21 protein-coding genes are annotated in these 25,526 nt (G+C 49.0%); 2 read left to right on the plus strand and 19 right to left on the minus strand.

Annotation, left to right across the window (positions count from 1 at the left end; translation table 11 throughout):
* Positions 1 to 431: 431 nt before the first annotated feature.
* A complete protein-coding gene (locus DW677_RS10300; RefSeq protein ID WP_117567128.1) occupies positions 432 to 1,769 on the plus strand; it encodes an MATE family efflux transporter in 1,338 nt (445 codons plus the stop codon).
* A gap of 278 nt (positions 1,770 to 2,047) precedes the next feature.
* Here DW677_RS10300 and prfA read toward each other — a convergent pair whose 3' ends face one another.
* The 12 genes from prfA to DW677_RS10360 form a co-directional block, all read right to left on the minus strand.
* Positions 2,048 to 3,121, minus strand: coding sequence for a peptide chain release factor 1 (gene prfA / locus DW677_RS10305; RefSeq protein WP_015552502.1), 1,074 nt, complete (start codon positions 3,119 to 3,121; stop codon positions 2,048 to 2,050).
* A 13-nt stretch (positions 3,122 to 3,134) separates the two neighbouring features.
* Positions 3,135 to 4,298, minus strand: a complete 1,164-nt coding sequence (locus DW677_RS10310) for a HemK/PrmC family methyltransferase (protein WP_242992146.1) — start codon at positions 4,296 to 4,298, stop codon at positions 3,135 to 3,137.
* Positions 4,295 to 5,296 carry a DUF1385 domain-containing protein gene (locus DW677_RS10315; protein ID WP_021905622.1) on the minus strand — a complete coding sequence of 334 codons (1,002 nt, stop codon included), beginning with the start codon at positions 5,294 to 5,296 and terminating at the stop codon, positions 4,295 to 4,297. The genes DW677_RS10310 and DW677_RS10315 overlap by 4 nt, the downstream gene beginning before the upstream one ends.
* Before the next feature lie 260 nt (positions 5,297 to 5,556).
* Positions 5,557 to 5,766 (minus strand): 50S ribosomal protein L31, encoded by a 210-nt coding sequence (gene rpmE, locus DW677_RS10320; RefSeq protein ID WP_015552500.1) that lies wholly within the window; start codon positions 5,764 to 5,766, stop codon positions 5,557 to 5,559.
* A gap of 284 nt (positions 5,767 to 6,050) precedes the next feature.
* Entirely contained in the window at positions 6,051 to 6,563 is a 513-nt protein-coding gene (locus DW677_RS10325) for a hypothetical protein (protein ID WP_117470445.1), read from the minus strand.
* Positions 6,564 to 6,598: 35 nt separating this feature from the next.
* Positions 6,599 to 7,714: an ABC transporter substrate-binding protein gene (locus DW677_RS10330; protein ID WP_117470446.1), complete on the minus strand. Its 1,116-nt coding sequence runs from the start codon at positions 7,712 to 7,714 to the stop codon at positions 6,599 to 6,601.
* Positions 7,715 to 7,749: 35 nt separating this feature from the next.
* Positions 7,750 to 8,697, minus strand: a complete 948-nt coding sequence (locus DW677_RS10335) for an aldo/keto reductase (protein ID WP_117470447.1) — start codon at positions 8,695 to 8,697, stop codon at positions 7,750 to 7,752.
* Positions 8,694 to 9,518, minus strand: a complete 825-nt coding sequence (locus DW677_RS10340; RefSeq protein ID WP_117567130.1) for an ABC transporter ATP-binding protein — start codon at positions 9,516 to 9,518, stop codon at positions 8,694 to 8,696. The genes DW677_RS10335 and DW677_RS10340 overlap by 4 nt, the downstream gene beginning before the upstream one ends.
* Positions 9,515 to 10,540: an iron ABC transporter permease gene (locus DW677_RS10345; protein ID WP_117470449.1), complete on the minus strand. Its 1,026-nt coding sequence runs from the start codon at positions 10,538 to 10,540 to the stop codon at positions 9,515 to 9,517. The genes DW677_RS10340 and DW677_RS10345 overlap by 4 nt, the downstream gene beginning before the upstream one ends.
* A 218-nt stretch (positions 10,541 to 10,758) precedes the next feature.
* The gene (locus DW677_RS10350) at positions 10,759 to 11,652 is read right to left on the minus strand and encodes a LysR family transcriptional regulator (protein WP_117470450.1); all 894 of its coding nucleotides are present in this window, start codon (positions 11,650 to 11,652) and stop codon (positions 10,759 to 10,761) included.
* 288 nt (positions 11,653 to 11,940) lie between these two features.
* Positions 11,941 to 12,372: a C-GCAxxG-C-C family (seleno)protein gene (locus DW677_RS18315; protein ID WP_165859973.1), complete on the minus strand. Its 432-nt coding sequence runs from the start codon at positions 12,370 to 12,372 to the stop codon at positions 11,941 to 11,943.
* An 830-nt stretch (positions 12,373 to 13,202) separates the two neighbouring features.
* Positions 13,203 to 14,384: an acyltransferase gene (locus tag DW677_RS10360; RefSeq protein ID WP_117567133.1), complete on the minus strand. Its 1,182-nt coding sequence runs from the start codon at positions 14,382 to 14,384 to the stop codon at positions 13,203 to 13,205.
* A gap of 506 nt (positions 14,385 to 14,890) precedes the next feature.
* Here DW677_RS10360 and DW677_RS10365 point away from each other — a divergent pair.
* On the plus strand, positions 14,891 to 15,457 hold the full coding sequence (locus DW677_RS10365) for a hypothetical protein (RefSeq protein ID WP_343220800.1): 567 nt from the start codon (positions 14,891 to 14,893) through the stop codon (positions 15,455 to 15,457).
* Between the two features lie 233 nt (positions 15,458 to 15,690).
* On the opposite strand, the gene DW677_RS10370 is transcribed toward DW677_RS10365, so the two are convergent.
* The 7 genes from DW677_RS10370 to DW677_RS10400 form a co-directional block, all read right to left on the minus strand.
* Positions 15,691 to 17,703: a tannase gene (locus DW677_RS10370; RefSeq protein ID WP_117567135.1), complete on the minus strand. Its 2,013-nt coding sequence runs from the start codon at positions 17,701 to 17,703 to the stop codon at positions 15,691 to 15,693.
* 383 nt (positions 17,704 to 18,086) lie between these two features.
* Entirely contained in the window at positions 18,087 to 19,382 is a 1,296-nt protein-coding gene (eno, locus tag DW677_RS10375; RefSeq protein ID WP_117552670.1) for a phosphopyruvate hydratase, read from the minus strand.
* A 394-nt stretch (positions 19,383 to 19,776) separates the two neighbouring features.
* Positions 19,777 to 21,174: a magnesium transporter gene (mgtE, locus tag DW677_RS10380; RefSeq protein WP_117567136.1), complete on the minus strand. Its 1,398-nt coding sequence runs from the start codon at positions 21,172 to 21,174 to the stop codon at positions 19,777 to 19,779.
* A 575-nt stretch (positions 21,175 to 21,749) separates the two neighbouring features.
* A complete protein-coding gene (locus tag DW677_RS10385) occupies positions 21,750 to 22,643 on the minus strand; it encodes an EamA family transporter (RefSeq protein ID WP_117567138.1) in 894 nt (297 codons plus the stop codon).
* Between the two features lie 145 nt (positions 22,644 to 22,788).
* Positions 22,789 to 23,739: a carbohydrate kinase gene (locus tag DW677_RS10390; protein WP_117567139.1), complete on the minus strand. Its 951-nt coding sequence runs from the start codon at positions 23,737 to 23,739 to the stop codon at positions 22,789 to 22,791.
* Entirely contained in the window at positions 23,727 to 24,773 is a 1,047-nt protein-coding gene (locus DW677_RS10395; protein ID WP_117567141.1) for an aldose 1-epimerase family protein, read from the minus strand. The genes DW677_RS10390 and DW677_RS10395 overlap by 13 nt, the downstream gene beginning before the upstream one ends.
* Entirely contained in the window at positions 24,774 to 25,460 is a 687-nt protein-coding gene (locus tag DW677_RS10400; protein ID WP_117567143.1) for a D-lyxose/D-mannose family sugar isomerase, read from the minus strand.
* Positions 25,461 to 25,526: the final 66 nt, after the last annotated feature.

Genomic DNA, 25,526 nt, shown 5'->3' on the forward strand with positions numbered 1-25,526 from the left:
ATGCTCTCCTTTTCTCATCTGTTTTTGGGCACACTACGCCCTATACTGGGGTCATTATAGCATAAATGCCTTTTATTTTAAAGGTACTTCCTCTTATAATTCTCTTAAAAAACATGAAGATTTATGTGGATTTTTTATAATTTTCCCCATATTTCACATCATACCTATAATGTTCGCTGTCCGTTTTCCTCTGCAGACATCTGTTTTTCCTTCTGACTCTTTTCTTAACTGCCCCTGCACCTTCTTCGACATTCATTTCCCTTTGCAGTTCTATTCTTAAATATTCTTATAGACTATCCCTTTGTTTAAGAAAATTCGCTGAAATCATACCACAGGACCATACTTAAAAACCGTAACTTTTCCCAATTGCAAATCTTATAAAAATATGTTAGAACCTATATTATATTTTTTTCTGGAGGATGTATCTACATATGAATAATCGTCTTTTCAGCCGGAACGACCTGGTGCGCCTGATCATCCCCCTGATCGTGGATCAGTTTCTACAGGTCGCCGTCGGTCTTTCCGACTCCATCATGGTCGCCCGGGTCGGGGAGGCAGCCGTCTCCGGTGTTTCCCTGGTCGACACGGTCATGCTTCTCATCATCAATATCTTCACGGCTCTCGCCACCGGCGGTGCGGTGATTGCCGGACAGTATCTTGGAAGAAAAGATCCGAAAACCGGCTGCGAAGCGACCGCCCAGCTTTTTAACTTCACATTCCTGTTCTCGATCTTTATTATGATTCTCGGCTACCTCGGACAGAACGTGATCCTGTACCATGTATTCGGAAAAATCGAGCCGGAAGTCATGAAGGACAGTCGTACCTACCTGCTGATCGTCCTGTCTTCCATCCCGATGATCGCCATGTACAATGCGGGAGCCGCGATCTTCCGCGCCATGGGAAATTCCAATGTCGCGATGAAGACCTCACTTCTCATGAACTCCATCAACGTATTCGGAAACGCGCTTTTGATCTTCGGATTTCACCGCGGTGTCGAGGGCGTTGCGATCCCGACGGTCGTGTCCCGGGGTGTTGCCTGCGTGGTGATTCTTATTTTGTTAAACAACCAGGAACATGAACTTCACATTTTGCACCCATATCCGTTTAAGATCAAGTGGAATGTGCTGAAAAAGATCCTCTATATCGGAATTCCGAACGGCCTGGAGAACAGTATGTTCCAGCTTGGAAAGATCGCCGTTTTAAGTCTCGTCTCCGGTCTCGGAACCGCATCCCTGGCGGCGAACGCGGTCGGCAATAATATCGCGAACTTTGCGATCCTGCCCGGCATGTCCTTCGGCTTTGCACTTCTCACGGTCTGCGCCCAGTGCGTCGGCGCGGGAGATTTCGAGCAGGTAAAATATTACACAAAGCATATGATGCGCGTGGAGTATCTCTGCCTGATCGCATCAAACCTCATCGTGATCCTGGCGCTGCCGTTTATCCTGTCGGTCTACAATCTCTCCGACGAGGCCGCCCAGTATGCAAACGATATTATCCTGTATCATGCTGCCTGCGTTGTGACGATCTGGCCGCTGTCCTTCACGCTGCCGAATACGCTGCGCGCCGCGGCGGATGTGAAGGTCACCATGGTGCTCTCCATCATCTCCATGTGGGTGTTCCGGTTTGGTTTCAGCTACCTGCTGACCATGGTGTTCCATATGGGAATCTTCGGTGTCTGGGTTGCTATGACCATCGACTGGCTTGTCCGCGGGATCTTCTTTGTCTGCAGGTATAAGAGCGGACGGTGGCAGAAGATTATTTTCTCATAAAGAGAATGTGCCTTTTGTGAAATAGGGAATTTCTTGGAATTTCCCATTTTTTCAAGTCGAACGTCCATGAGACTTGACGCGTAATTCTGGTCAGCGCAAGCTTACATATTCTTTACAGAATCACTGCGCATCCTCGCGGAGCGTCTCTCTCAGTCGGAGACCTAACTCCCACTGAGACTAATCTGTTATGACTCACCACCTGAAGAGGTGGGAGTCTTCTCGACTGAGGTAAAAAATACCTTCGAAGATCATTTCTGGTCCTCGAAGGTATTTTTTAATTAGTTCTCATTCATCTTCGCAAGCTTCGCCGCCTGGTCAGCTGCGATCAGGCTGTCGATCAGCTCCTGAATATCGCCGTCCATGATGGCATCGATCTTATAGAGTGTCAGCTTGATCCTGTGGTCTGTCACACGTCCCTGCGGGAAGTTGTAGGTACGGATCTTCTCGGAGCGATCACCGGTACCGATCTGGCTGCGGCGCTCTGCCGCCTCCTCATTCTGGCGTCTCTCCAGCTCCATATCATATAACTTGGAACGCAGTAAACGGAACGCTTTCTCCTTGTTCTGAAGCTGGGACTTCTCAGTCTGGCTGTAGATCACGATTCCTGTCGGGATATGGGTTAAACGCACCGCGGAGTCTGTGGTGTTGACACACTGTCCGCCGTTACCGGACGCACGCATAACATCAATACGGATATCCTTATCATCGATCACAACGTCGAATTCCTCAGCCTCCGGCATGATGGCAACGGTTGCCGTGGAGGTGTGGATCCTTCCGCCGGACTCTGTCTCCGGGACACGCTGTACACGGTGGACGCCGCTCTCGTATTTTAACTTGGAGTAAGCGCCGTGTCCGGTGATCATAAACTCAACTTCCTTCATGCCGCCGATTCCGCTCTCACTGACGTTGATCATCTCTGTCTTCCAGTGCTGGCTCTCCGCATAGTGCACATACATGCGGTATAACTCGGAAGCGAATAATGCTGCCTCGTCTCCGCCTGCACCGGCACGGATCTCGACGATTACGTTCTTCTCATCGTTCGGGTCTTTCGGGAGAAGCAGGATCTTTAACTCCTGTTCCAGCTCCTCGATCCTCTTCTTTGCGTCGGCAAGTTCTTCCTTCGCGAGTTCCTTCATCTCCTCGTCGCTCTCCTCATCGAGAAGCGCAAGGCTGTCCTCCACGTCCTGTTTCGCCTGCTTGTACTGCTTGTATGCGTCAACGATCGGCGCCAGGTCTGCCTGCTCCTTCATCAGCTTGCGGAATTTTCTCTGGTCTTCCGCCACCGACGGGTTATTTAATTCCAGCATTAACTCTTCGTAATGCCGTAACATGTCATCCAAACGGTCAAACATCTATAAAACCTCCTCATACGCCTGCGGTCTGCCAGGCTCCGCACACAACGCGGTCTTTTCCTGCCAGATCCTGAATCACTCTTGTATCCTTAAAACCATGGATATCCAGCAGTTCCTTCACCGCTGCTCCCTGGTCATATCCGGTCTCAAAATACACATGTCCTCCCGGCGTCAGATGTTTGGCACATTCTTCTGCCAGAATTCTGTAAAAATAAAGCCCGTCCGCGGTCCCGTCAAGAGCTCCCCGGGGCTCATGGTCCCGCACTTCCGGTTCCAGCTCTTCGATAACTGCGCTGGGGATGTAGGGTGGGTTGGAAACGATCACATCAAACTGTTCTGTCTCCGGAAAATTGCTGAACATGTCACTGTGGCGGAATGTTACACCTGCCTGCGACAGCTTGCTGGCTTCAGAAATCTTGCGTTTTGCAGAATTATTCTGTTTATTCTGATTATTTGTCAGATTCGTGCAATTCTGTATTTGTTCTGTCCTGCTGCTGACTGCATCATTATTTACATCGTTGTTTTCAAGAATCTCTTCTGAATTTCTTTTTGCAACCTTTAACGACTCTTCCGAGATATCCGCGCCTTCCACATGCGCATATCCTCCAAGCTTCTTCAAGCTCACCGCAATACAGCCGGATCCAGTACACATATCAAGGATCGAAATATCCTTATCCTTCTGCTCCTGCAGCACAAGCTCCACCAGCGTCTCCGTATCCTGCCTCGGGATCAGTACATGCTCATTGACAAAGAACGAAAGTCCCATGAACTCCTGTTGTCCTATGATCTGCTGCAGCGGAATGCGGGCTGCGCGTTTTTTCAGTGCGTTCTCATACGCTGACAGTTTCTCTTTCAGCCACAGTTCTACACAGTCCAGCGCGTTTTTGCTCTCCAAAGAATTACCAGTCTGCTCTTGAGCAGTCATTTTCTGTGCCGTGCTTCCGACAATGTTCTCCCTTGCGCAAAGAAAATACTGCGCCCTGGAGATCCCGAAGCTCTGCTCAAACAGATACCAGGCGTCAAGATCCGCCTCCACAATCCCCGCATTCTTTAAGATCTTTTTTCCGTAGTTTAGGACATCTGCCCAGATCTTAAATTCACGCACACTATTTCCCGCGCATAGATCATCTCCAGACCGACCTGTTCCAGCCCCGACAGCGTTCTTCATCTCGCTCATGCCGTTATCTCCTGCGCGTTCTTCCCTGTCTGATCTTCTCTCTCAAAATATCCTGCCGGATACTGCTCCGGGAAATTTTCTTCCAGATATTTCTTCCAGTCAAACACAGCCTCGACCGCGACAATCGCTACCTCGATCATCGAGTCATCCGGCTCCTTTGTCGTAAGTCCCTGCATCCACATGCCCGGACGGCTGACGATGTCCATGATCTTCGAATTGCTGGTTCCTGCAAGGCGGAGCACCTCATAGGAGACACCCGCGATCACCGGGATCAGGACGATCCGGCTGACGATCCGAAGCCAGATCGTATCTACACGGACCACCATGAAGAACAGGATGCTGATCACCATAACGATCAGAAGAAAGCTCGTTCCGCAGCGCTTATGCTCTTTGGAGCTTTTTCTTACATTCTCCACGTTGAGCACAAGGCCATGCTCTAAGCAATTGATGCATTTATGTTCCGATCCGTGGTACATGAACGTCCGCTTGATGTCCTCCATCCGTGAGATCACCTTAATGTAGGTGATGAAAATCGCAATTCGGATACAGCCTTCAAGAATCGCCATCACAGTCTCAGAGTGGATAAATTTCCGGAAGATTCCCGCGATCAAAAGCGGGAGTACCATAAAGATCGCAATCGCCATAAAGATGGAGAATACCATCACCGCCGACATAACGACATTATCTACTTTTTCACCAAATGTATCGATCAAAAATTTCTCGAACTTTCCCGGCTCCTCGTCCTCCTCATCGTCCTCAAAGAAGCTTGCCGACCATGTCAGGGAACGCATTCCCAGGATCATGGAGTCCGCGAAACTAAAGATTCCTCTCACAAACGGCAGGGAGAAAAACTTTACTTTTTCTGTCATGCTCACATAGGTATCTTTCTTGACAACGATCTCGCCGTCCGGCTTTCTGACAGCCGTGGCGTAATTGTCCTTGTTCTTCATCATGATACCCTCTAATACTGCCTGTCCCCCGATACCGGAATATTTCAAGATTTTACCTCCATATATGTCTCATAGTGTCATACCAGAATCGCTCCGCACTTCGTGCTCCCGCGATTCTCCACAAACATTCATAATCCGCTCATTTTTCTTACGAAAAATGGCTGCTTGTTCATGTTTGTGCGGGAATCAAAGAGAAAAAATCCCCTGCAAGCAAGCTTGCGTTGATTTTTTCTCCTTGATTCCCTGTATGACAAAAAAGGCTGAGTTTTCAGAGTTATCCAAAAGCTCAACCTTTCACTAATCAAACCTTATTTGTCTGTTTTCATACCATACTTACGGTTGAACATCTCGATACGTCCGCGAGCGGAAGCAGCCTTCTGCTGACCAGTATAGAATGAATGGCATTTGGAACAGATTTCTACGTGAATGTCTTTCTTGGTAGAACCAGTTACAAATTCATTACCGCAGTTGCAAACGACCTTGGCCTGATAGTAATTTGGGTGGATTCCCTGTTTCATGATTTTCACCTCTTTAAAATTTTTGGTACATGACTGACAGTCACGTTACGTTAATAAAAAATAATACAGCTTTACAGCCATATGTCCTGTTCCGCCAGAACAGCTTAATAATTATAGCATATGCATACTGCTAATGCAAGTATATTTTCCGCGGTTTTTCATGATTTTTGCAGGTTATCCACAAGAGTTCTCACATCGCCCTGCTTTTTCCCCATTATCTCCCCGTAAAACAAGTTAAGGCCGACCGCGAGCGGATTATTCCACCGGCAGCCAGCCTTTGTTTCCTATAAGATCACTGCGTCATAAACCTCTTCCGGCTTTGCATCAAGAAGACGTTTTGCCATATCCCGCTTCATCTGTGCCAGAATCACTTCTTCTTCCTCGGTGCGGTTTGGTTTTCTTGCCATCTCAATGAAATCCTGACGTACAAAGCCCGGGCGAATGGTGACAACCACCGTCTTTCCTCTGTAGCTGAACCGGAAATAATATCTTCCATGGGGGCTTTCCAGAATGCCTGCTGCCTCCGGCAGATCTTTGTCTACATGGATCCGTCCGCCAGTAACGCAGCGGGTCACCATCTCGAAAGCATCCAGCCCTCCAGGACCCGGAAATGCGGTGACGAGCTCGATCTCCCTGCGCTCCAGAAGTTTTCCGTCATCAAGCTGCGGAAACGCTCTCTGCATGACCTGAAACGCGTGTGCTACACCGCCCGGATATCCTACTCCGTGATACTTTAACAGGTCCTCAAAGCTGAATTCAAGTTTCTGTCCCTTTTCAAGTACTATAATTTTTTCCATTTTTATTTCTCCTTTTTCTTAAGATTTCTCATGTATTATTCCTGTCTGTTGTCCAGAATTTCAGAAACCTGTTCATCTGTCAACTCATACTGATAAACAAACTCGAAGAATTCCTTCACTTCCTCTTTCATGTCCATATCGGCGAAAATATCCGGATACTGGATCTTTGCGGCCCACTTGACCATGAGCGGTGTCTCCACACCTGCCGGATCCCAACGGTAAGCGCCGATCGGGATTTTATAGACCTGATGATTCTTCACTGCATTGATAACGGACCAGTCTCTTCCGGTCTGTTTGTTTTCCAAAAGATCCGATGGCATCAGATCTGAATGGTTTCCAATATAGATGATATCCGGATTCCATAAAAGCATCTGCTCCATGTCGACCTCGGCCATCTTTCCTGTCAGGTCTTCCGCCGGATTTTTCGCTCCGCTCGGGATCATCCAGTGGTCATACTGTTTTACGGACACATTCATATCACTGTAAAGCTCAACGACTGTCGGTTTGTCCTCTTCTGACACATCGGCAAGGCGTGAGGTAACCTCCTCGATTCCCTCGTCAATATACTGCACCAGCTGCTCTCCGCGCTCTTCTTTCTGGCAAACAGCTGCCATGATCTGAAGATTTTCTTTTACACTGTCCAATTCCGCGCTTCGAAGTGCCACAACTTTAAGTCCCGCGTTTTCCATCTTCTCGATTTCCTTGTCATTCGTCGAATAGATGAATACAACATCTGGGCGCAGTTTCAGGAGTTCCTCAACATTTACGGTGGAATCCTTTGTGCACCAGTCTGTCTCTGCATTTTCCAGCTGCGGGTACATGTCCTTCAGCACGCTTTCATTGTACGCTGTGATGGAAGATGGGTTGCAGCCGACGATATTGTCCGTTGCGCCCTCGATCGCATAGTAGATGGACGGGAACGGCTTGCCGACTGTGGCAACACGCTCCGGAACCACATCAAATTCGATCTCCTTTCCGCGCACATCTGTGACTGTATAGCTTCCGCTCTCCGTCTCAGCTGCCGCTTCTGTCTGCGTCCCAGGAACTGTTGTCGCAGCCGCTTCTGTACTCTGACTGGCATTGTTTCCGCTGCAGGCAGTCAGCGCAAATGCAGCAGCTCCTGCTAAAACTAAGCCCATCATTTTTCTCATGTCTTTATTCCTCCGTTTGTTTTCTAAACTGAAATTTAAACACTTAAAGGATAAACCTCCATCAGATCTGCCGCCTCTTCCCGCAGGATATACGGTCTCTGGCGCAATCCTTTTCCAGTGTCGATCCGCTCTTTAAGAGAAGTACCTCTGATTCTCTCTTTCAGACATGTCTGCACTTTTTTCAGTTCCGCTTCACTGTAAGGCGCTTCTTCCAGAACAGACAATGCCTCATCGATCTGTTCCTTTGAATTAAAGGTTCCCAGAACGGAATGTACCCATGGGATCGACAGCACATAGCTGTAAGCCGCCTGCACAAGACTCTGATCTTCCCGGATCCGTATCGCGTCAAAAATATGGGAATATTTCAGAATATCTCCCGTTGCCAGCGGATTCATGGCTATGGTTCCCGCCCCGCTTTCCCATGTTGCTTTCAGTCCGTCCGCCCGGTACGCGCTGTTGACCACATTGAACCCCTGCACACTGTAGTCAAAGGGATACTCTTTTACGATCGGTTCGAGTTCCTGATTTTTCATATGCGCGGAGATCGCGATATGTTTTATCAATCCCTCTTCTCTGGCCCTCTCCATCTCTTTGAGTACTCCATATGCCTTCGCGCCGCTCCATTCTACGCCGCTTTTAACGCCCCAGAGGCAGGTAAACGCATCGATGCTGTCCACACCAAGCCGTTTCAGGGAATTTTCCAGATCCCGTCTAAATGTTTCATGATCTCCTGCATGTGTCTTTGACATGATAAAGAACGGGCGTTCTCCCTTTTTCATTTCTTTCACCGCCTCTCCCAGGATCAGTTCCGAATATCCTTCCCCGTAGGTGACGGATGTCTCAAAAAAATTGATTCCTTTTTTATAGGCATATAAAAAGTTCTGAACATGTTTGTCCATATCTGCCGGATCATTCAGATGATGGGTCCCCATGGAAATTCTGGACACGGAAATTCCTGAACGTCCTAAAACCGTATACTTCATTTTTCTCCTCTCTCTTTCTCCTCTTTCCGGTCATTGTCTGCGATCCGGTAAGGTGCGATCGTTCGGTAGGTTCTTCCTTCAGCTGAAAAATCCAGAATTCTGGCATGCGTCTGGAAGAATTCTTCCACATTGTTTTCGGTAATGATCTCCGCCGTGTCTCCGAACTTCTGCCGGTAATTTTGCCCCAGCAACAGCGTCTTGTCTGACAGTTGCAGCGCATGAGCCGGGAAATGTGTGTTGATGACGCAGGCCGTATTCTTTTCCTGATTGATATACGAGATCGCGTCCAAAACCCGCAGCTGGTTCTTCATGTCCAGATTTGACTCCGGCTCATCTAAGATCAGAAGTTTCGGTCCTGAGACCAATGCCCGCGCAAGCATTACCATCTGCAGCTCGCCGCCGGAAAGTTCGTTGCAGTACCTCCCTGCAAGTTTTCCGACGCCCAGTTCCTTTAGCATCTCATTTGCCTTGTCAAACTGATCTTTTTTCGGAGTATAGAAGAAACTGTTCTCTTTGTCGAGCCCCATGACGACCATTTCCAGAACTCCATAGGAAAATGCGCTCCGTTTTGCCTGCGGCACATAGCTGATCTGTCTCCAGAGTTCTCTATCGGAATATGCTTTTAAATTCTTCTCAAGGATCCGCGCCTCTCCCCCGTTCCATGGCAAAAAACCCATGATGCATTTTAAAAGAGTCGTTTTTCCCACGCCGTTCGGACCTAAGATCGTCATAATCTTCTGCTCTTCCAAGTCAAACGAGATATTCCTCAATATTTCCCTTTTCCCATAAGAAAAACTTCCATTCTTTACTCCCAGTATCATTCCCTGCCTCCTGACGTCTTTCTGAGGATCACGGCAAAAAACGGAGCGCCGACCATTGCTGTCAGGATGGACAGCGGAACCTCTCCCGCTGTGGCCGCTCTGGCTGCCGTATCGATCAACAGCAGGTAGATTGAACCCATAAGCACACTTGCCGGAATCAATGTCCGGTGGTCATTTCCGATCAGAAGTCGTGCAATATGGGGAATCACCAGACCGATCCATCCAATGATACCGCAGACGGACACGGTGACCGCAGTCATGATCGTTGCAATCAGGATCACGGCGAGGCGAAGCTTTTTGACGTTGATTCCCAGGGATCTGGCTTCCTCCTGATCCAGTGAAAGCAGGTTCATCTTCCAACGAAGGATCATGGCCACTGCCAGACACGGAATCTCAATTGCTGCGCAGAGCAGGACATCCCTGTATGAAACATTTGCCAGACTTCCCATCAGCCACATGGTGATCGTCGGAAGCTTGTCTTCCGGATCCGCAATGTACTTGATAAAGGAAACCAGCGCATCAAACATGGACTTCACAATAACGCCCGACAGCACCAGCACGAACAGTTCGCTGCGCCTCTTGATGCGTGATAGGTTCAGAACGATCACCACTGCCAGAAGGCCGCAGCCGAGTGCGATCACCTGTGTAGCAGCCATGCCACACGATAACAGGATCGCTAACGCCGCGCCAAATCCAGCTCCCGAAGAGACTCCGAGAATATCCGGGCTTACGAGTGGATTCCCGAAAACGGCCTGATAAATCGCGCCGGAAACAGAAAGCCCTGCCCCCACCAGAATTCCCATAAGGATTCTCGGAAGGCGGATACTCAGTATAACACTTGACTCGTATACATCCATTCCATCAGTCTTTCCGATGAACGATCTCCCTATAATTTCGAATGCCCGAAACGGACTGATCGGATATCGTCCTACACAGATCAGTACCAGAAACAGGACGATCAGAGCGATGGTCATGATGAACATCGCCGGTCTTTTATTATTTTCCAGAATTCCTCGATCCATTGTTGTCTCCTTACACATGGCTCATTGGTTAGTCACCACTAATTAGATATCACTAACTATACATTATTTTTCGAATTTTGTAAAATAAATAAAATTGTTCATTTATAAATAAAAGCTATGATGCATTAAAAATGAGCCCCGGCACATTCTCACGCCGAGCGCGGGCGCTTGCGACAATCTACATCTTCGTGCGAGTGTGCATCAAAATAGGCGGCCCGCTATCGGACCGCCCCGTAAAATTTCATGATCTCTTTTATAAACTGCTGCACTTCTTCCTGCTTCCAGCTGTCTTTTGTCCAGGCAATGCAGATTGGAACAGGCTTATCGCCTTCCAACTGTTTCCCAACGATTCCATCATTCTGACGGATCGCCTCCGCCGGAAAGTATCCTGTCGCCATATTTGCGGCGATCATCTGAAGCGCCGTGCTTTGCTGGTCGTATCTCCATGAGACCTGCGGCCCCTCCTCATAACCTGCCTGTAAGAATATCTGCCGTAATGCCTCTGTTTTGTAATGGTCGTGTTTTGTGGATACCATCTTTTCTTTCGCAATCATCGGTACTGTGATCCGCTCTTCATGTGCCAGCGCATGGTTTTTCGAGACACAGTACAGCATTTCTGTAGTCTTAAGTTCCGCCCATTTCAAATCATTTTCCATTGGAGCTCCACCGTGATTCAGGACCAGAACGGCATCCAGCTTCTTGTCCCGCAGTTTCTCGATCAGTTCTGATGTAGAATCCACGGTCACCTTTATCTCCACATTCTGATACTTTTCGGCCTCATTCGAAAAATACTCCATGTAGGCGGCAGAACCCGCAGATTTTGTCAGACCGATCCGCAGATTTCTCGTATGTTTTACCATATTATGTACCTGGTCATCGAATTCCTTCGCGTGATCCAGCATCTGGGACGCATATTGGTAAAATCCTTCCCCCGCCTTCGTGAGCCGGATACTTTTCCCTTCCTTATCCACCAGGCGGACCGCATACTCCTTCTCCAGTTCACGGATCGCAGCCGTAACCGCTGGCTGCGTCACAAAAAATTTTTTCGCGGCCTGCGTGATGCTGTGGCATTCGCAGACCATGCAGTAGTATTTCAGTTGTTGTAATGTCATTTTTTCACCATGTATTGATCTATTAGGACTATAAATGTTTAAAATATATAAGTTAGTTCTTACTAACCGTATATATTATACTACATGGTTTTTGATGTTGCAAGTCTCTGAACAATTCTCACAGTATATCAGTTCTATTCCGGTTACTGTACACGCCTTGCGCAAACAGTAACTGATTTTACCGATGCTTCGCATTCCGAATCGGCAAAATCCACTACCACCACTGTATTGTACGGAATTTTCAGTTCAGAAAATTCCTACCCGTGTGCAGTAACCTATTCCGTCCGTTCACATTTCTTTAATTTTCCCAATCTTATTTTCTGCAATATACGTATTATAGAACTCCTCAAATACATCTGCCGCCAGACAGACCGTCTCCAGACAGCGCACATCGTCCTTCTTATAGACTTTCACCAGCTCTGAGCAATCTGTATTTCCAAGCTTATTGCGGAATGCCTCCACGAGATCTGCGCATGTATCCTTAAAACCATCGGTCGCATGGGCACGGGTATTTACCGTCAGCCGTCCCAGCGCTGCCATCGCACCGCATAATGCGCCGCAGGATGATCCGCATCCCATTCCGCCGCCAAACGCACTGACCAGCTTGAAATCATCTTCCGTAAGACCGATCCCGTATTCCTCGTCAATACATCTTAAGATCGTCTCCGCACAATTGTAATCCTGTTCCAGATAGTATTTTTTTACGTTATCTCTCAGCATACCCTCTTCCTCCAATTCTTTTTTCTGACTGAGTCCCAATTCTCTCTCAAAGTACTTTAATGATGAAAAATGATATCGACGCTCAAATTCTCTTTCATGAAGCTTTTTTATTCCTTTTATATGTTCGACATAATCATCAACAAATTTTATCACAGAATCTACTATCTTTTCAATATTATATATAACTTCTTTGTATTCGTCCTGATCAACAACAGTGATATCCTCGTTTATAAATTCTTGATTGGTGACAATTACCACTTTTGTAAAATCCAATCCCGAATGATGCTTTCTCGATCTTTCTGATGCTTGGAAATGATACGCATATTTATGACGTATTTCAGTCCGAAACGGTACACATATCAAGTATCCATGTTGTTTAACAAGAAGACATGAATATGGTCTATCCTCTTTACTTAGAATTTCCTCATACATTTTAGATGGATACCTCTGATAAAATTTTTTGCTTAATTTCTTTATACAAAATTCAATTGATGTATTCATGGTAAGAATCCCCTAAGAAAAATAGACTGGTATAGAAAAGGGAGGATTTCTCCTCCCTCAAAGATTCTTCGCTCGGTCACTTTTTATTTTACCGACGAGTCGGAACCGTCACTCGTCTCATCGCTCGGTCACTTTTTATTTTACCGACGAGTCAGAACCGTCACTCGTCTCATCTGCGAAGGAAAGATTAACTCTTTCACTGATAGTATAGTGGATTTCTTATCGAAATACTATTAGCATTTTTTACAAAAAAGAACGTTTGAATTTTACGTGCTGCTGTTCATGCGGTACGCAGACAGTAACGGATTTTCTGCAGTTCTTATTCCCCCCTATCCTTCCAGTTTTCTCCCTCCGGACAATACTCTCCACACCCCCGGCAGGAAACGGACGAGGAATTTTGCGAGAATGTAAGAGGCAATAACTGCGATTGCCGGAAGCAGGAAATAGACGACCAGGGAGATTCCGGCGGCTGTTGTTGTGCCTGCAAGACTTCTCGTCACGACGGCTGTTCCTTTGTTTACGAATCGTACGACGATAAAATGGATCGCATAAAGAAACATGCTCTGGCGCATCCATGGACGGATCTTCGGAAGACGCACTCCGCAGGCGAAAGCCCAGCACGTCATCGGCACAGCCATGCGGTAAAAGCAGGTCCAGAGGACGGCCGCTTCAGGTGCCATCATCCTCCTGTAACAGAATACAGAGATCATGACTCCCGCCAGGCCTTCTGCAAAACAGCGCCTTCTCACATGGTCCGGGATGACACTGGCTGTATTTCCATCTTTGTCCTCTGGAGCAGCTTTCTTTTCTTTCGTTCCATGATCTTCCTTCCACCCGGCTGCTTCTTCCTCCATACTTCTCTCCACCAGCCCGCGCCGATGGACTGCAAAGTATGCAGCAACCGAATAGTAAAGCAGGGCGTCCGTATTCGGATGGCGCATATCCAGATGGAGATGCACCGCAAACACAAGTCCCACGATCCAGAAAAGACCGACCGCCCGATTCTTAACAAGTGCGTAGATCATCGGTGACACGATGATCAGGAAGATCAGCTGATAAAGATACCAGAAGATTGGCGCATACGCATACTGTGAGACCGCCCGCCAGATCTCCTGCACGGAAAATGGAATGATGTCACGTCCGACCACGGATCGTATGGCGAGAAACCGGGATGCTGCCATATAACCCAGATAGTAGATGAGATTCCAGACTACATAAGGGATCAGGACGCTGAATACCCGGCTCTTCCATTTTCCGACTAGCTTGTCCCAGGAAAAATTCCGGAAAAACAGGTAGGAGGACAGCAGGAAAAAGCCCGGAACGGCGATTTGTCCCAGTCCCACCGACACGAAATTTTCGATCCGGTCCGCAAGACTCCATATCCCATCCCGCGCCCCACCGGAAAACAGATCCACATTATAAGAGTGGACCCAGATCACAAATATGCTGAATAGAAACATCAGCCATGATATCTGGTCATGAAATCGTTTTTCTCCGCCGCCTGTCACCATACGCACTCCCCACAGTTTTCTTTTATCTTACCATATAAAATAGGACATTTCCAGACAGACTATCAAAGAATCCAAAATCAAGTTGAACGTCCGTGAGGTTTGACAGATTCCTCATTTCCCATTAATATTTGTGATGTCGGGGCAAGAGGTCAGAAACCTGCCTCAGGCCTGCTTGCAGGAGGATTTTTAACCCTGATTCCCGCCCAAACATGTGTAAGCAGCTATTTTTCAAAGAGAAACGAGCAAATTGCGAATATTTTCAGAATACGATCCTTTTGAAAGAAGGTCCTTATATGTACATTTTTCTCCAGTCCATCCTGCGCATGACCGCATGGCCGATGACACCCCCGGTGCCTTATTCTGCCTTCCATATTCTGCTGACTCTCTTTGGGGCAGGATTTGCGTTCTCTTTTGCACGGGTTTTCGGCAAAAAAATACGGTCCATGGCATCGCCTGAACCGTATTTCCGCCATATTCTCTTTTCCTGTGGAGTACTTCTTGCACTCATGGAACTCTATAAGCAGGCATTTTTATATGTCATCGAATTTCACGGGCATTTCGACTGGTGGTATTTTCCATTCCAACTCTGCAGCATTCCCATGTACATCTGTCTTGCTGCACCGCTCCTTCACTCCGAAAAAACACTTCGCCGCGCCGCCACCTTCCTTCAGGATTTCGGGCTGCTGGGCGGAATCATGGCCCTGGCTGTGCCGCCAGGACTCATGCATCCGTACTGGACGATGACGCTCCATGGCTTCCTCTGGCATTTTACTCTGCTCTTCCTTGGACTTTTATCCTGTATGTCAGGCATCGCCGGACATGAACGGCGGGATTATATGGATATTCTTCCGTTCTTTTTCCTATGCTGTGTAATTGCCTGTGTGATCAACATCGCCGCAGGTCCCACCGCTGACGCTGACATGTTCTACATATCCCCATTCCATCCGTCCTCGCAGCCGGTTTTCCACGAAATCGCGTGTACGGCTGGTATCTTCTGGGGAAATCTGCTGTATGTCGTATCCATGATAGCAGGAGGACTTCTAATGCACAAATTTTCATCGCAGCTTTTATAATTAACAAAAGCGCTCCGCGAGGATGCGCAGTGATTCTGTATGGAATATGTCAGCTTTGCTGACCAGAATCACGCGCCAAGTCTCACGGACGTTCGACTTGAATAACCACCTGCACAACCTACCACTGGCAGCGTCTGCCTGATGTACGTCTGCGAACATAAAAGACCGATATCTCTTTCCATCACAGTGGTTTGACATATCGGCCTTTTTGATCATATCCTAATCTAAGACTTTTATTTCAGACACTTATTAACCCACTCAATAAAGTTCGTCACAGAGTCCCCAGTGCTCTCTGCCATCGTATGGCCTTCCCCCCAGATTGTCGCAAAATCCACATCTGCGCCATAATTTTTCAACGCCAACGCCAGATTTACTTCTGTTGTGAGAGAAGTGTCGCTCTGGGCGATTCCGGTGCGGATGCGCCAGTAGTCGGCAACGGTGGATTTCTGGTAACCGTCGTAATAGCTGGACAGATAGTACAGGGGATTATACATATTTCCACGCTCAGTTACAGTATTTCCCTGTGAATCGGTCTTTTCCATCGCCTCTGTGAATGCCGCGCCGTAGGTCTCGTCGTCCTTTAAGAGGGCTGCCAGTGTGGCATCAAAGTGGGATGTCGTTCCATCGCCATATCCGAATAAGGTGTTTTCTGCCTGACTCTCATCCAGGGCGTCGAACGCACCGATTCCTTTGGAGGCACGCTTGCATGCGTTCGTGAAATCCACGATGCTGGTGATCGTCGCCGTGTTGGTTGCGCTGTCATAGTTGACCCATGTACCGTCCGCATTCAGGGCATCGATGTAGTCCTGGGCAGTTTCGTAGGTACCGGAGAGTGTCACGCCGCCTGTGGAGAGATTGCGGTCTACTCCGTCCATGGCGTAGAAATCAGGAGCGCCGTTTCCTTTATCCGAAGCTGCATCTCCGTCCGCATTCTTGTCTGCCGGTGCTTTCTCTTCCGATGCTTTGCGATTTTTTTCTGTCCTTGTCTTTGTCGTATCATCTCCGGCTTTATTTTCATCCGATGTTCCCTGAGCTTGTTTTCCGTCCAGTCGTCCATCCTTCTGACCGTCTTTCTGCATATCATCAGGCATTCCGTTTCCGTCCTGCGGTGCTCCATCCGGCTTCTGACCACTATTTTCTCCCTGCGGCGCTCCGTCCGGTTTCTGGCCGTCCGGTCGTTCTCCGCCGCCCCGCGGACCTTTTTTCGTCTCCACCGTATACGGAAACGTGGTATCTTCCAGGAAATTATTCAGTGATGTCTCCACCACACCTTTCAGATACTCATAATATGTGCCAGACTGATAGATTCCCTCTTCAGACTCCGTCAATGTCAGCACATTTCCCGAAGAATCCTTGAGCCCAAGATCATTGATATACTGCGCAAATGCCTCTGCCATTCCGTTTGACAGCGTCTGTTCCTGCTCCGTAAGGTCCGTTCTTGTGCTCCCAAGATTCCACTCATACGCCTCATCCGCGTAATCGAGTTCCGTGATCGGGCACCAGCACATGGAACCGGTCACTGCATCACTGACACCGGAGACCGCGCCGATGGCTGTCAGATATGGCTCATACTCTTCGCTGTCACCGGTTGCTCCCAAAAGTGCGCTCTGGGCTCCTCCGCCACTCATGCCGAAGGAAAATACCCTGTCCACATCTCCCGGGATCACACCGTCATTATACCGGATATACCGGATCGCAGCCTTCAGATCTGTCACTCCCGCCGGTGCGCCTGCGTCGCGTCCGCGACAGCCTGCTGCCACATAGATAAATCCGGCGCTCGTGTAAGATACGGAATCTGTCACATAGTCTGTCGGCGCTTCCATTGCGGAATATCCAGGCGTATTGACCGGAATCACGATGGGCGCAGAGTCCGCCGTATATCCTTGGACAGCCGCCTGGTTATTAATCTCACAGGTGAATGTTCCGTCCCCGTTGTCCTTCGCGTTCATGTATGCCGCCGGAATAAAGATTCCAAGTGTCTCATAATTTTCATCTGCCGGATTCTCACAGTAGGAGATTCCTGTCTGCCAGTATATCTTATCATCAGAATTATACTGCCATTTCGTGGAGTCGATCTGCGGCAGCGATGTCACCGCCGTCTCCCCGGCACGCTCCGTCTCCGCCTGACTTGTCTCTGCTTCCGTCTGCGCCGCGCTGCTCCCGATTTCTGCCGCACTGTTGCTGCATCCGGAAAGTATAAGCGCCGCCGCCAAAAATAACCCGATCCGCCTTCCAACCTTCATCATAACCGTTTCTCTCCGTTTCCTTTCCATTTATAACACATCGTCACTGTCTATTTTATAGATTAGGAAACTTTTGTGAAAAGCCTGTGAAAATATTGTGTTAATTTTTAGAAGAATTGTGTCTTTTTTGCAGCAGCGGATATCATAAAAGTCTCCAATAGCCCTATCGGACCATTAGAGACTTGCCGCGTGATTCTGGTCAGCGAAGCTGACATGTTCTTGTCCGAATCACCGCGCACCCTCGCAGAGCGTTTATTCTTTCAATAATACAATGGTTCACACCATAAAAAGACCCCCAATAGCCTCATCAGCCGTCGGGGATCTCTTCGTGCAATCATACCTTAAGTTTTAGTTGGAGAATATCTATTTTATATTATAAATCTGTCTTAGTTTACATGAAACGCATCCATTCCCGGATATACCCCATTCTCTCCGAGTTCTTCCTCGATTCTGAGAAGCTGGTTATACTTCGCGACACGCTCGGATCTGGACGGGGCACCAGTCTTGATCTGGCAGGTGTTGAGAGCTACGGCGAGGTCTGCAATAGTCGTATCTGCGGTCTCACCGGAGCGATGGGAGGAGATTGCTGTGTAGCCGGCACGGTGCGCCATCTTGATCGCCTCCAATGTCTCAGATACGGAACCGATCTGATTTAACTTGATCAGGATGGAGTTTGCGCAGCCGAGCTTGATCCCTTTGGAAAGTCTCTCTGTGTTTGTTACAAAAAGGTCATCTCCGACTAGCTGCACCTTCGTTCCAAGCTCTGCGGTCAGCTTTTTCCATCCTTCCCAGTCTTCCTCATCAAGGGCATCCTCGATGGAAATGATCGGATATTTCTCAACAAGCTTTTTCCAGTGCTCGATGAGCTGCTCGGAAGTATAGACAGTTCCTGCCTTGGGGAGCTTGTACTCTCCGGTTTTTCCTGTCTTCCACTCGGAGGACGCCGCGTCCATAGCGATCCTGAAGTCACGGCCCGGCTCATATCCGGCTTTCTTTACTGCCTCGAGGATCGTCTCGATCGCTTCCTCATCAGACTTCAATGCCGGAGCAAAGCCACCCTCATCTCCAACGGAGGTTGCAAGTCCGCGTTCTTTTAAGATCGCAGCCAGTGCATGGAAGACCTCTGCACACCATCTTAAGCACTCCTTGAAGGACGGAGCACCGACCGGCATGATCATAAATTCCTGAACATCAAGACCGGAGGAAAGTGCATGGCAGCCGCCGTTGATAATGTTCATCATCGGAACCGGAAGACGGTTTCCGCCTATTCCACCGAGGAATCTGTATAACGGAATATCTAAGGAGATGGCTGCGGCACGCGCGCAGGCGATAGATACCGCAAGGATCGCATTCGCTCCAAGTTTTGACTTGTCCTTTGTTCCGTCAGCCTTGATCATCGCGCGGTCAACTGCATAAATATCGGACGCGTCCAGGCCTGTCAGGGTCTCGTTGATAATTGTATTGATATTTTCAACAGCCTTTGTCACACCTTTTCCGCCATAACGTGCCTGATCTCCGTCTCTTAATTCCAGCGCCTCGAACTCGCCGGTAGATGCACCGCTCGGCGCGGTTCCTCTCCCGATGGTTCCGTCTGCCAGATATACTTCCGCCTCAACCGTGGGATTTCCACGGGAATCTAAGATCTCTCTTCCAATGACTTTCTCAATTTCCAGATAATTCATCATCATAAGCTCCTTTCGAGTATCAACGCCAATTACTCTCCCACCCGGATCAGGCAGGAAAAACAACGTGATCGATTGATCTGTCCACCTGCGAAATCAACCACCTGCACATGTTTAGGAAATGCCAGCCAGTATTTCGGTTAGTTTTTTCTAACCATCATGATTTTATCATAGCATTATTTTCAGTTCAAGAGGATCGTATGCCAAAACATCCAATTGAAAAAAGTTGTCGTTACCATAAATTGATCGGCAATCCCCGGAATAGAAAAGAGTGTGCTTTTTTATGTAACAGAGAATTCCTCGGAATTTCCTGTTGCATAAAAAATGGACCATCCTGATATCCTTAGGATCGCCCATTTTTTTATATTTATTCGCATTTTTATTTCATCTGATATCAGCCCGTCACGTGCAGCAGATCAACCAGAAACAGCATCGCCAGTCCATAATAAACCACAATTGCGACAAGGTCGTTCACTGTCGTGATCAGCGGGCCGGACGCAACCGCCGGGTCTACATTGATCTTCTTGAAGAACATCGGGATCAGTGTGCCGACCATACTGGAGATCACCATCGCTGTCACAAGCGCGATTCCGACACAGCCGGAGACAAGCAGCGCATGGTGGATCGGATATCCCTTGATCACGCAGATATAGATTCCGAGGAAAAGCCACGCCATAACTCCAAGAAACAGTCCGTTCACGAAGCCGATCTTCATCTCTTTCACAACAAGCATAAGCTTCTGCTTTGCGGTCAGTTCCTCATCCATAAGCACACGGATCGTAACAGCCAGAGACTGTGTTCCGACGTTTCCTGCCATGTCGAGGATCAGGGACTGGAAACACATGACGATCGGGATCACGGCAACGACAGACTCAAAAGCGCCCACAACGGAAGATACTACCATGCCCAGGAATAACAGAATGACCAGCCACGGAAGTCTCTTTTTCACGCTCTCCGCCAGCTTCTCGTTCAGATCCTCCTCCGCAGTCAAACCGGCTAATTTCGCGTAATCTTCGCCCATCTCATCATCCACGGCCTCAACGATATCCTGGGATGTGATGATACCAGCGATCGTTCCGTCTTCCTGCAGTACCGGGATGGAATCCTCGGCGTAATCCCTGATCTTATCGATACAGTCGCTGACCTTTTCATGGTCCATAACATACGGGTAGGAGTGACTGATAATATCCTCAAGATCTGTATACTCTCTCGCAATGATCAGATCTTTCAGATCGATCGCGCCGTAAAACTTATCTTCCTCATCAATCACATAGATCGTGGAGATATTGTCGTTCTCTCCCGCCTGCTCGACCAGTTCGCGCATCGCCTGGCGGATCGTCAGGTGGTTGTGGATCATGATGAAGTTGGTCGTCATGCGGCTACCGATCTCATCATCATCGTATGAGAACAGGAGTCTGACGTCATCGCTTGCTTCCTTATCCAGCATGCCGACGATCTTGTGTTTCGTCGTCGCATCCATCTCTTCGAGGACATCGACCGCATCGTCGGAGTCCATCTCGGAGACGATCTTTGCAGCACTCTCGATCGGGAGTTCTTTTAAATATGGCTCCGCATCATCCAAATATGCGAAGATCTCCGCAACGCGCTCCACACCGATCAGCGGGTATAATTCCCGTCTCTCATCCGGTGTCAACTTCGTGAGGGCATCCGCGATATCGTTATCATGATAATCGGATAACCGGTCGATCAGCTCCTCTTTCGGAAGTCCGCTGCGGATGATCTCGACCAGTTCTTCCACATAGTGTTGTTCTTTTAAAACTTCTGTTTCCATTTCTGCCTCCTTTTCCGTTGTAACTGTCCTTTATCCGTCCAGTTACTTTTTATCATCAGGACTGTGCGTATCTTCGCGCCTCCTGATCGAATTGCCTGAATTTCGGCAACAAAAAGAACACCGCCCAGGATCATTCCTGGCGGGGTCCAACCATACATCGCTGTGATGGACAGGCCGTTCCCTTGCGGTGTTCTCGAGACATCTCAATATGGAATCCAGCTATCAGAGGATTACATCATCGCACCGATAGCCGCATCCTGCGTCTCTCTGTATGCCACACCGCATTTCGTACTTCGCCCTGTACTATCGCAACTATCCATGCAATTCACCTCCGTAAAATTTCTTGGTTTTAAATATTCTCTGCGAAAAAAGGAAACTGCTGCGCACAGATATCTTTTTCCGCACACAGCAGTATAACATTTTTTTATAGGAATTGTAAAGTAAAAATCTGGCAAAATAAAGGTGGGGAAATACGGTTAAAACATGTAAAATGTTCCGGCTGTCTGCTGTCCTGATCCTCAACGTCCGCGATAACAGGACTACACAGCTATCCGGGAAAAGCCCGTAATTTTTTTCTATCTCATCAGCACTACCGTTGCAAGAATACACGCAAACCCGATCAGATCTGTCGGAGAAAAGCTGGAGTGCAGCCAGACGACAGACAAGGTTGCCGCAGTCAAAGGTTCCATGCAGGACAGGAGTGCCGCTTTTACGGGGCCTACCAGAGCGATCCCCTGGAGGAATAACGTAAACGCACCGACAGTCCCAAGCAGGACGATCACCGCCATATAGAGCATCGCCCGTCCGTCCAGACTTGCCGGGATCCTCCAGCTCTGGGCGATCAGGGACAGAGCGATCCCGCCGATGAACATCCCCATTCCGGACACAGGGATACTTCCGCGGTGTTTTACCGGTGCTCTGGAAAGCAGGGAATAGCTTGCCGCGCCGATTCCAGCCATGAGTCCCCAGAAGAGGCCCCTCGGTGTGAGTTCCATGTTTCCGGGCTTTCCGCCAGTGGCAAGAAGCCAGACACCAAACAGCGCCAGAAAAATGCAGAATACGGTCCGTTTATCCGGTGCTGTCCTTGTAGTCATGCAGACATAGACTGCGATAAATACGATGGACAGATTCTGGATCACCGTCGCCGTTCCGGAATTCGTCCATTTGATGGCACTGAGGTACGCGTACTGGCAGAGCGCCAGACCCGCAATGGCAAACAGAACGATCTCTATAAGCCCTTTTTTGTCTTTTCCAAGTTCCTTCAGATTCAGACTGTGCTTCGCAAACGCAAGAAACAGCAATATGATCCCCGCTGATGTCATTCTCACCGCCGTCACCCATGTCGTATCTACCGGGTACTGGGAAAACAGCGCCTCACTGCAGGTTCCTGAAAGTCCCCAGCTCGTCGCCCCCGCCGTGCAGCAGAGAATTCCAAGTTTTTCTCTCTTCTTGTCCTTTGTGTCTGTCATAACACCCTCCAGATAATCGATCGATCTTCATAATACCGTCATTGCAGCCTACCCGTCTGGACCTGCTGCCCTGACATTTGAATTATATCGGGATTTCGAAGATGTGTACAGCAGAATTTCAATAAAAAGCCGAATTTGTCTTTCTTTACATCCGGTCCAGAACCGCCGCTTCCTCCGGAATACTCGGGATCCCGCCCGACTGTGTCGTGGAGATGCTTGCCGCCGTGCAGGCGAACTGACCGATAAATCCAAGTTCTTCCGTGCTGAGCTCTTCCGGCGCTTTTCCTGTCTTTAACAGTCTGGACACCGCGCTTCCTCCGAAGATATCCCCGGCTCCCGTCGTATCGATGGGCTTTACCTTGGGGCACTTCGCGTAGGCGGCGCCATTCTGATTTGCAAGATATGCCCCTTTCGGTCCCATAGTGACCATAGCGAGGCGGATTCCAAACTCGTCGAGCAGCTTCTCTGCCGCCTCCTTCTCGTCCGTGACCCCCCAGAGGAATTCCACCTCCTCATCGCTGATCTTCACAACATCCGCATGGGCCAGCCCCCATAAGATCTGCTCTTTCGCCGCGTCCGTTGTCTCCCAGAGCGGAAGTCTTAAATTCGGGTCAAAGGTGATGAGCTTTCCATGCTCTTTCGCATACTCCACACACTTTTTCGTCGCCGTGCGCACCGGATCATCCGTAAGACTCAGGGTTCCGAAATGAAAAACCGATGCCTCATCGATCATGGTAAGATCGATCTCCTCAAAGCTCAGTCTTGTATCCGCTCCCGGTTTTCTCGCGAAGCTGAAGGAACGGTCACCTTCCGGCGAAAAAGTCACAAATGCCAGTGTCGTAAACACAGACGGATCTGTCAATATCCCCTTTGTCTCAATTCCGGCTTTCTCAAACGTCTTTACCAGCAGTTTGCCAAAAGCGTCATCCCCGACTTTTCCGAGAAATGCCGTCTTCATTCCATATTTATTTAACGCTGCAAGGAAATTTCCCGGTGCACCGCCCGGATTCGCCTTCATAGTCGGATATCCATCCACATCCGTCTCCTTTGCCGCAAAATCGATCAGAAGCTCACCAAGAGCGATCACATCGTACATTCCAATACCTCCCTGCACTCATGTTCCAGTAATTCAATTTCGTCTTTTCCGTCCAGGATCTGGAATCGGATACGGTTTATATGTTTCTCGAAGGGTTTCAGGATCTCCGTCGCCCCGGCGCGGCCATCAAACCCACAGTTTGTCGGCTCCAGTGCCATCGCGAAGTCCCCGGATGCCAGGCTCTTCCACTGGGTCAGGTAGGGGATCGCCGATTTTTCAAAACGGATACAGAGCCCGATCTGAAGCTCGTCATTCACAAACGCCGCAAACGTATTTCCATTATGATCTGCTGCCAGCTCATGCTGGAATACCTGCTCCGGTGCATGGTCCCTCGGCTCATCCATCACATTCCAGTCCGCCTCGCCCGCCTTTGCGTCCGCATCTCTCGGGCTGCAGAAGATCGATGGCATCACGACCCGCAGCCCCGGCACCAGAAACGGATATCCGGCATTGCAGTGATAGAGAAAGCAGAGCGGCTGGTTCTCAAAGCCCTGATTTTCGATCTCGTCCGTGAATACGATCTCCCGGCTGCCGTAAGTCGTCTCAATCGTTCGTCTGAGTATCAGGTTTTCACCAAAGATCTGTGCCTCCCGCATCTCCCCGGACACCAAAATCTTATACTCCCCGTTCTCCCAGAACGCGTCCATGGAGATCTTTTCCGCGGGAGTTGTTCTCATCCGTCCGTGAACCGGATATTCCACACCGTCCACCACCCGGTTTCCGTGGACGTTTCCAAGACCGCAGGTGAACATCGCGCCGCCCATGATGGAGCGCACCGCCTCGTCCCCCGCGGTATCGTAGGGATTCCGCCCCTGAAGTCCCGGCTTTGCGAGGAGACTTAAGTTGATCCCCTTATACCGGATCCAGGCCGGGTCCAGGCATTTATCGAGCATCAGCGGAAGCTCCAGCGGTCCATTATGGATCATCGCACAGCGAAGTCCCGCTGCCCGCCCGTCCTGAAATTTCATCTGACGGACTCCGGCGACCTGATCCATATGACCGCAGACCGCCATCAGTGTTCTCTGATCTACCATCTATTTTGCCTCCGGATATTCGTTGCACAGCAGACGATACGGTGCTTCATCCTCCTCGATCTCCGGGAATCTTCCCATCTTCTCGTAGAAACGGTTATCCACGTTATCGTCGTTGCACTGGCTGACTTCTCCCAAAAGGACCGGACCGGTTCCCTCTTCCACCTCGAAATCATGGTACATGTACGGGTAGATGGAAATGCTCTCACCGGGAGTCAGGCGCACCTGAGTGCCCGCCGGAACAACCATTTCTCTTCCGTCAACATGGACATGGACATCGTTCACTTTATCGAGATCCTCATCCTTCGTGGAATTGTATACACGGATCAGAACATTTCCGCCGCCACGGTTGATGATATCCTCCATCTTGGACCAGTGGAAGTGCATCGGGGAATACTGCCCCTCTTTGATGTACAGGAGTTTTTCCGCATATGTCTTTGTGTATTTGTCCTTCATCTTCAGGTTGCCGTTGCGGATCGTGATCAGGGAAAACCCGACCTTATCGAAGTCCCCGAGACCGTAGTCCGTGATATCCCATCCTAACATGTTGTCGCGGATCTCATCGTAATCATGGCCTTTTTCCTTCCACTCTTCCGGTGTGAAATTGCAGAATGGCGGGATCGCGAAGCGATACTCCCTAATCATCTGTTCCATCTCTTTTAAAGCCGCGTTGATCTCACTGCGTTTCATACAAATGTCCTCCTGTCCCTTATATGCAGGAACGCCGATCCTTTCGGCCCGGCGTTCCATTGCGTT

The sequence above is a fragment of the Clostridium sp. AM25-23AC genome, from assembly GCF_003435125.1.
GTDB lineage: Bacteria > Bacillota > Clostridia > Lachnospirales > Lachnospiraceae > Pilosibacter > Pilosibacter fragilis.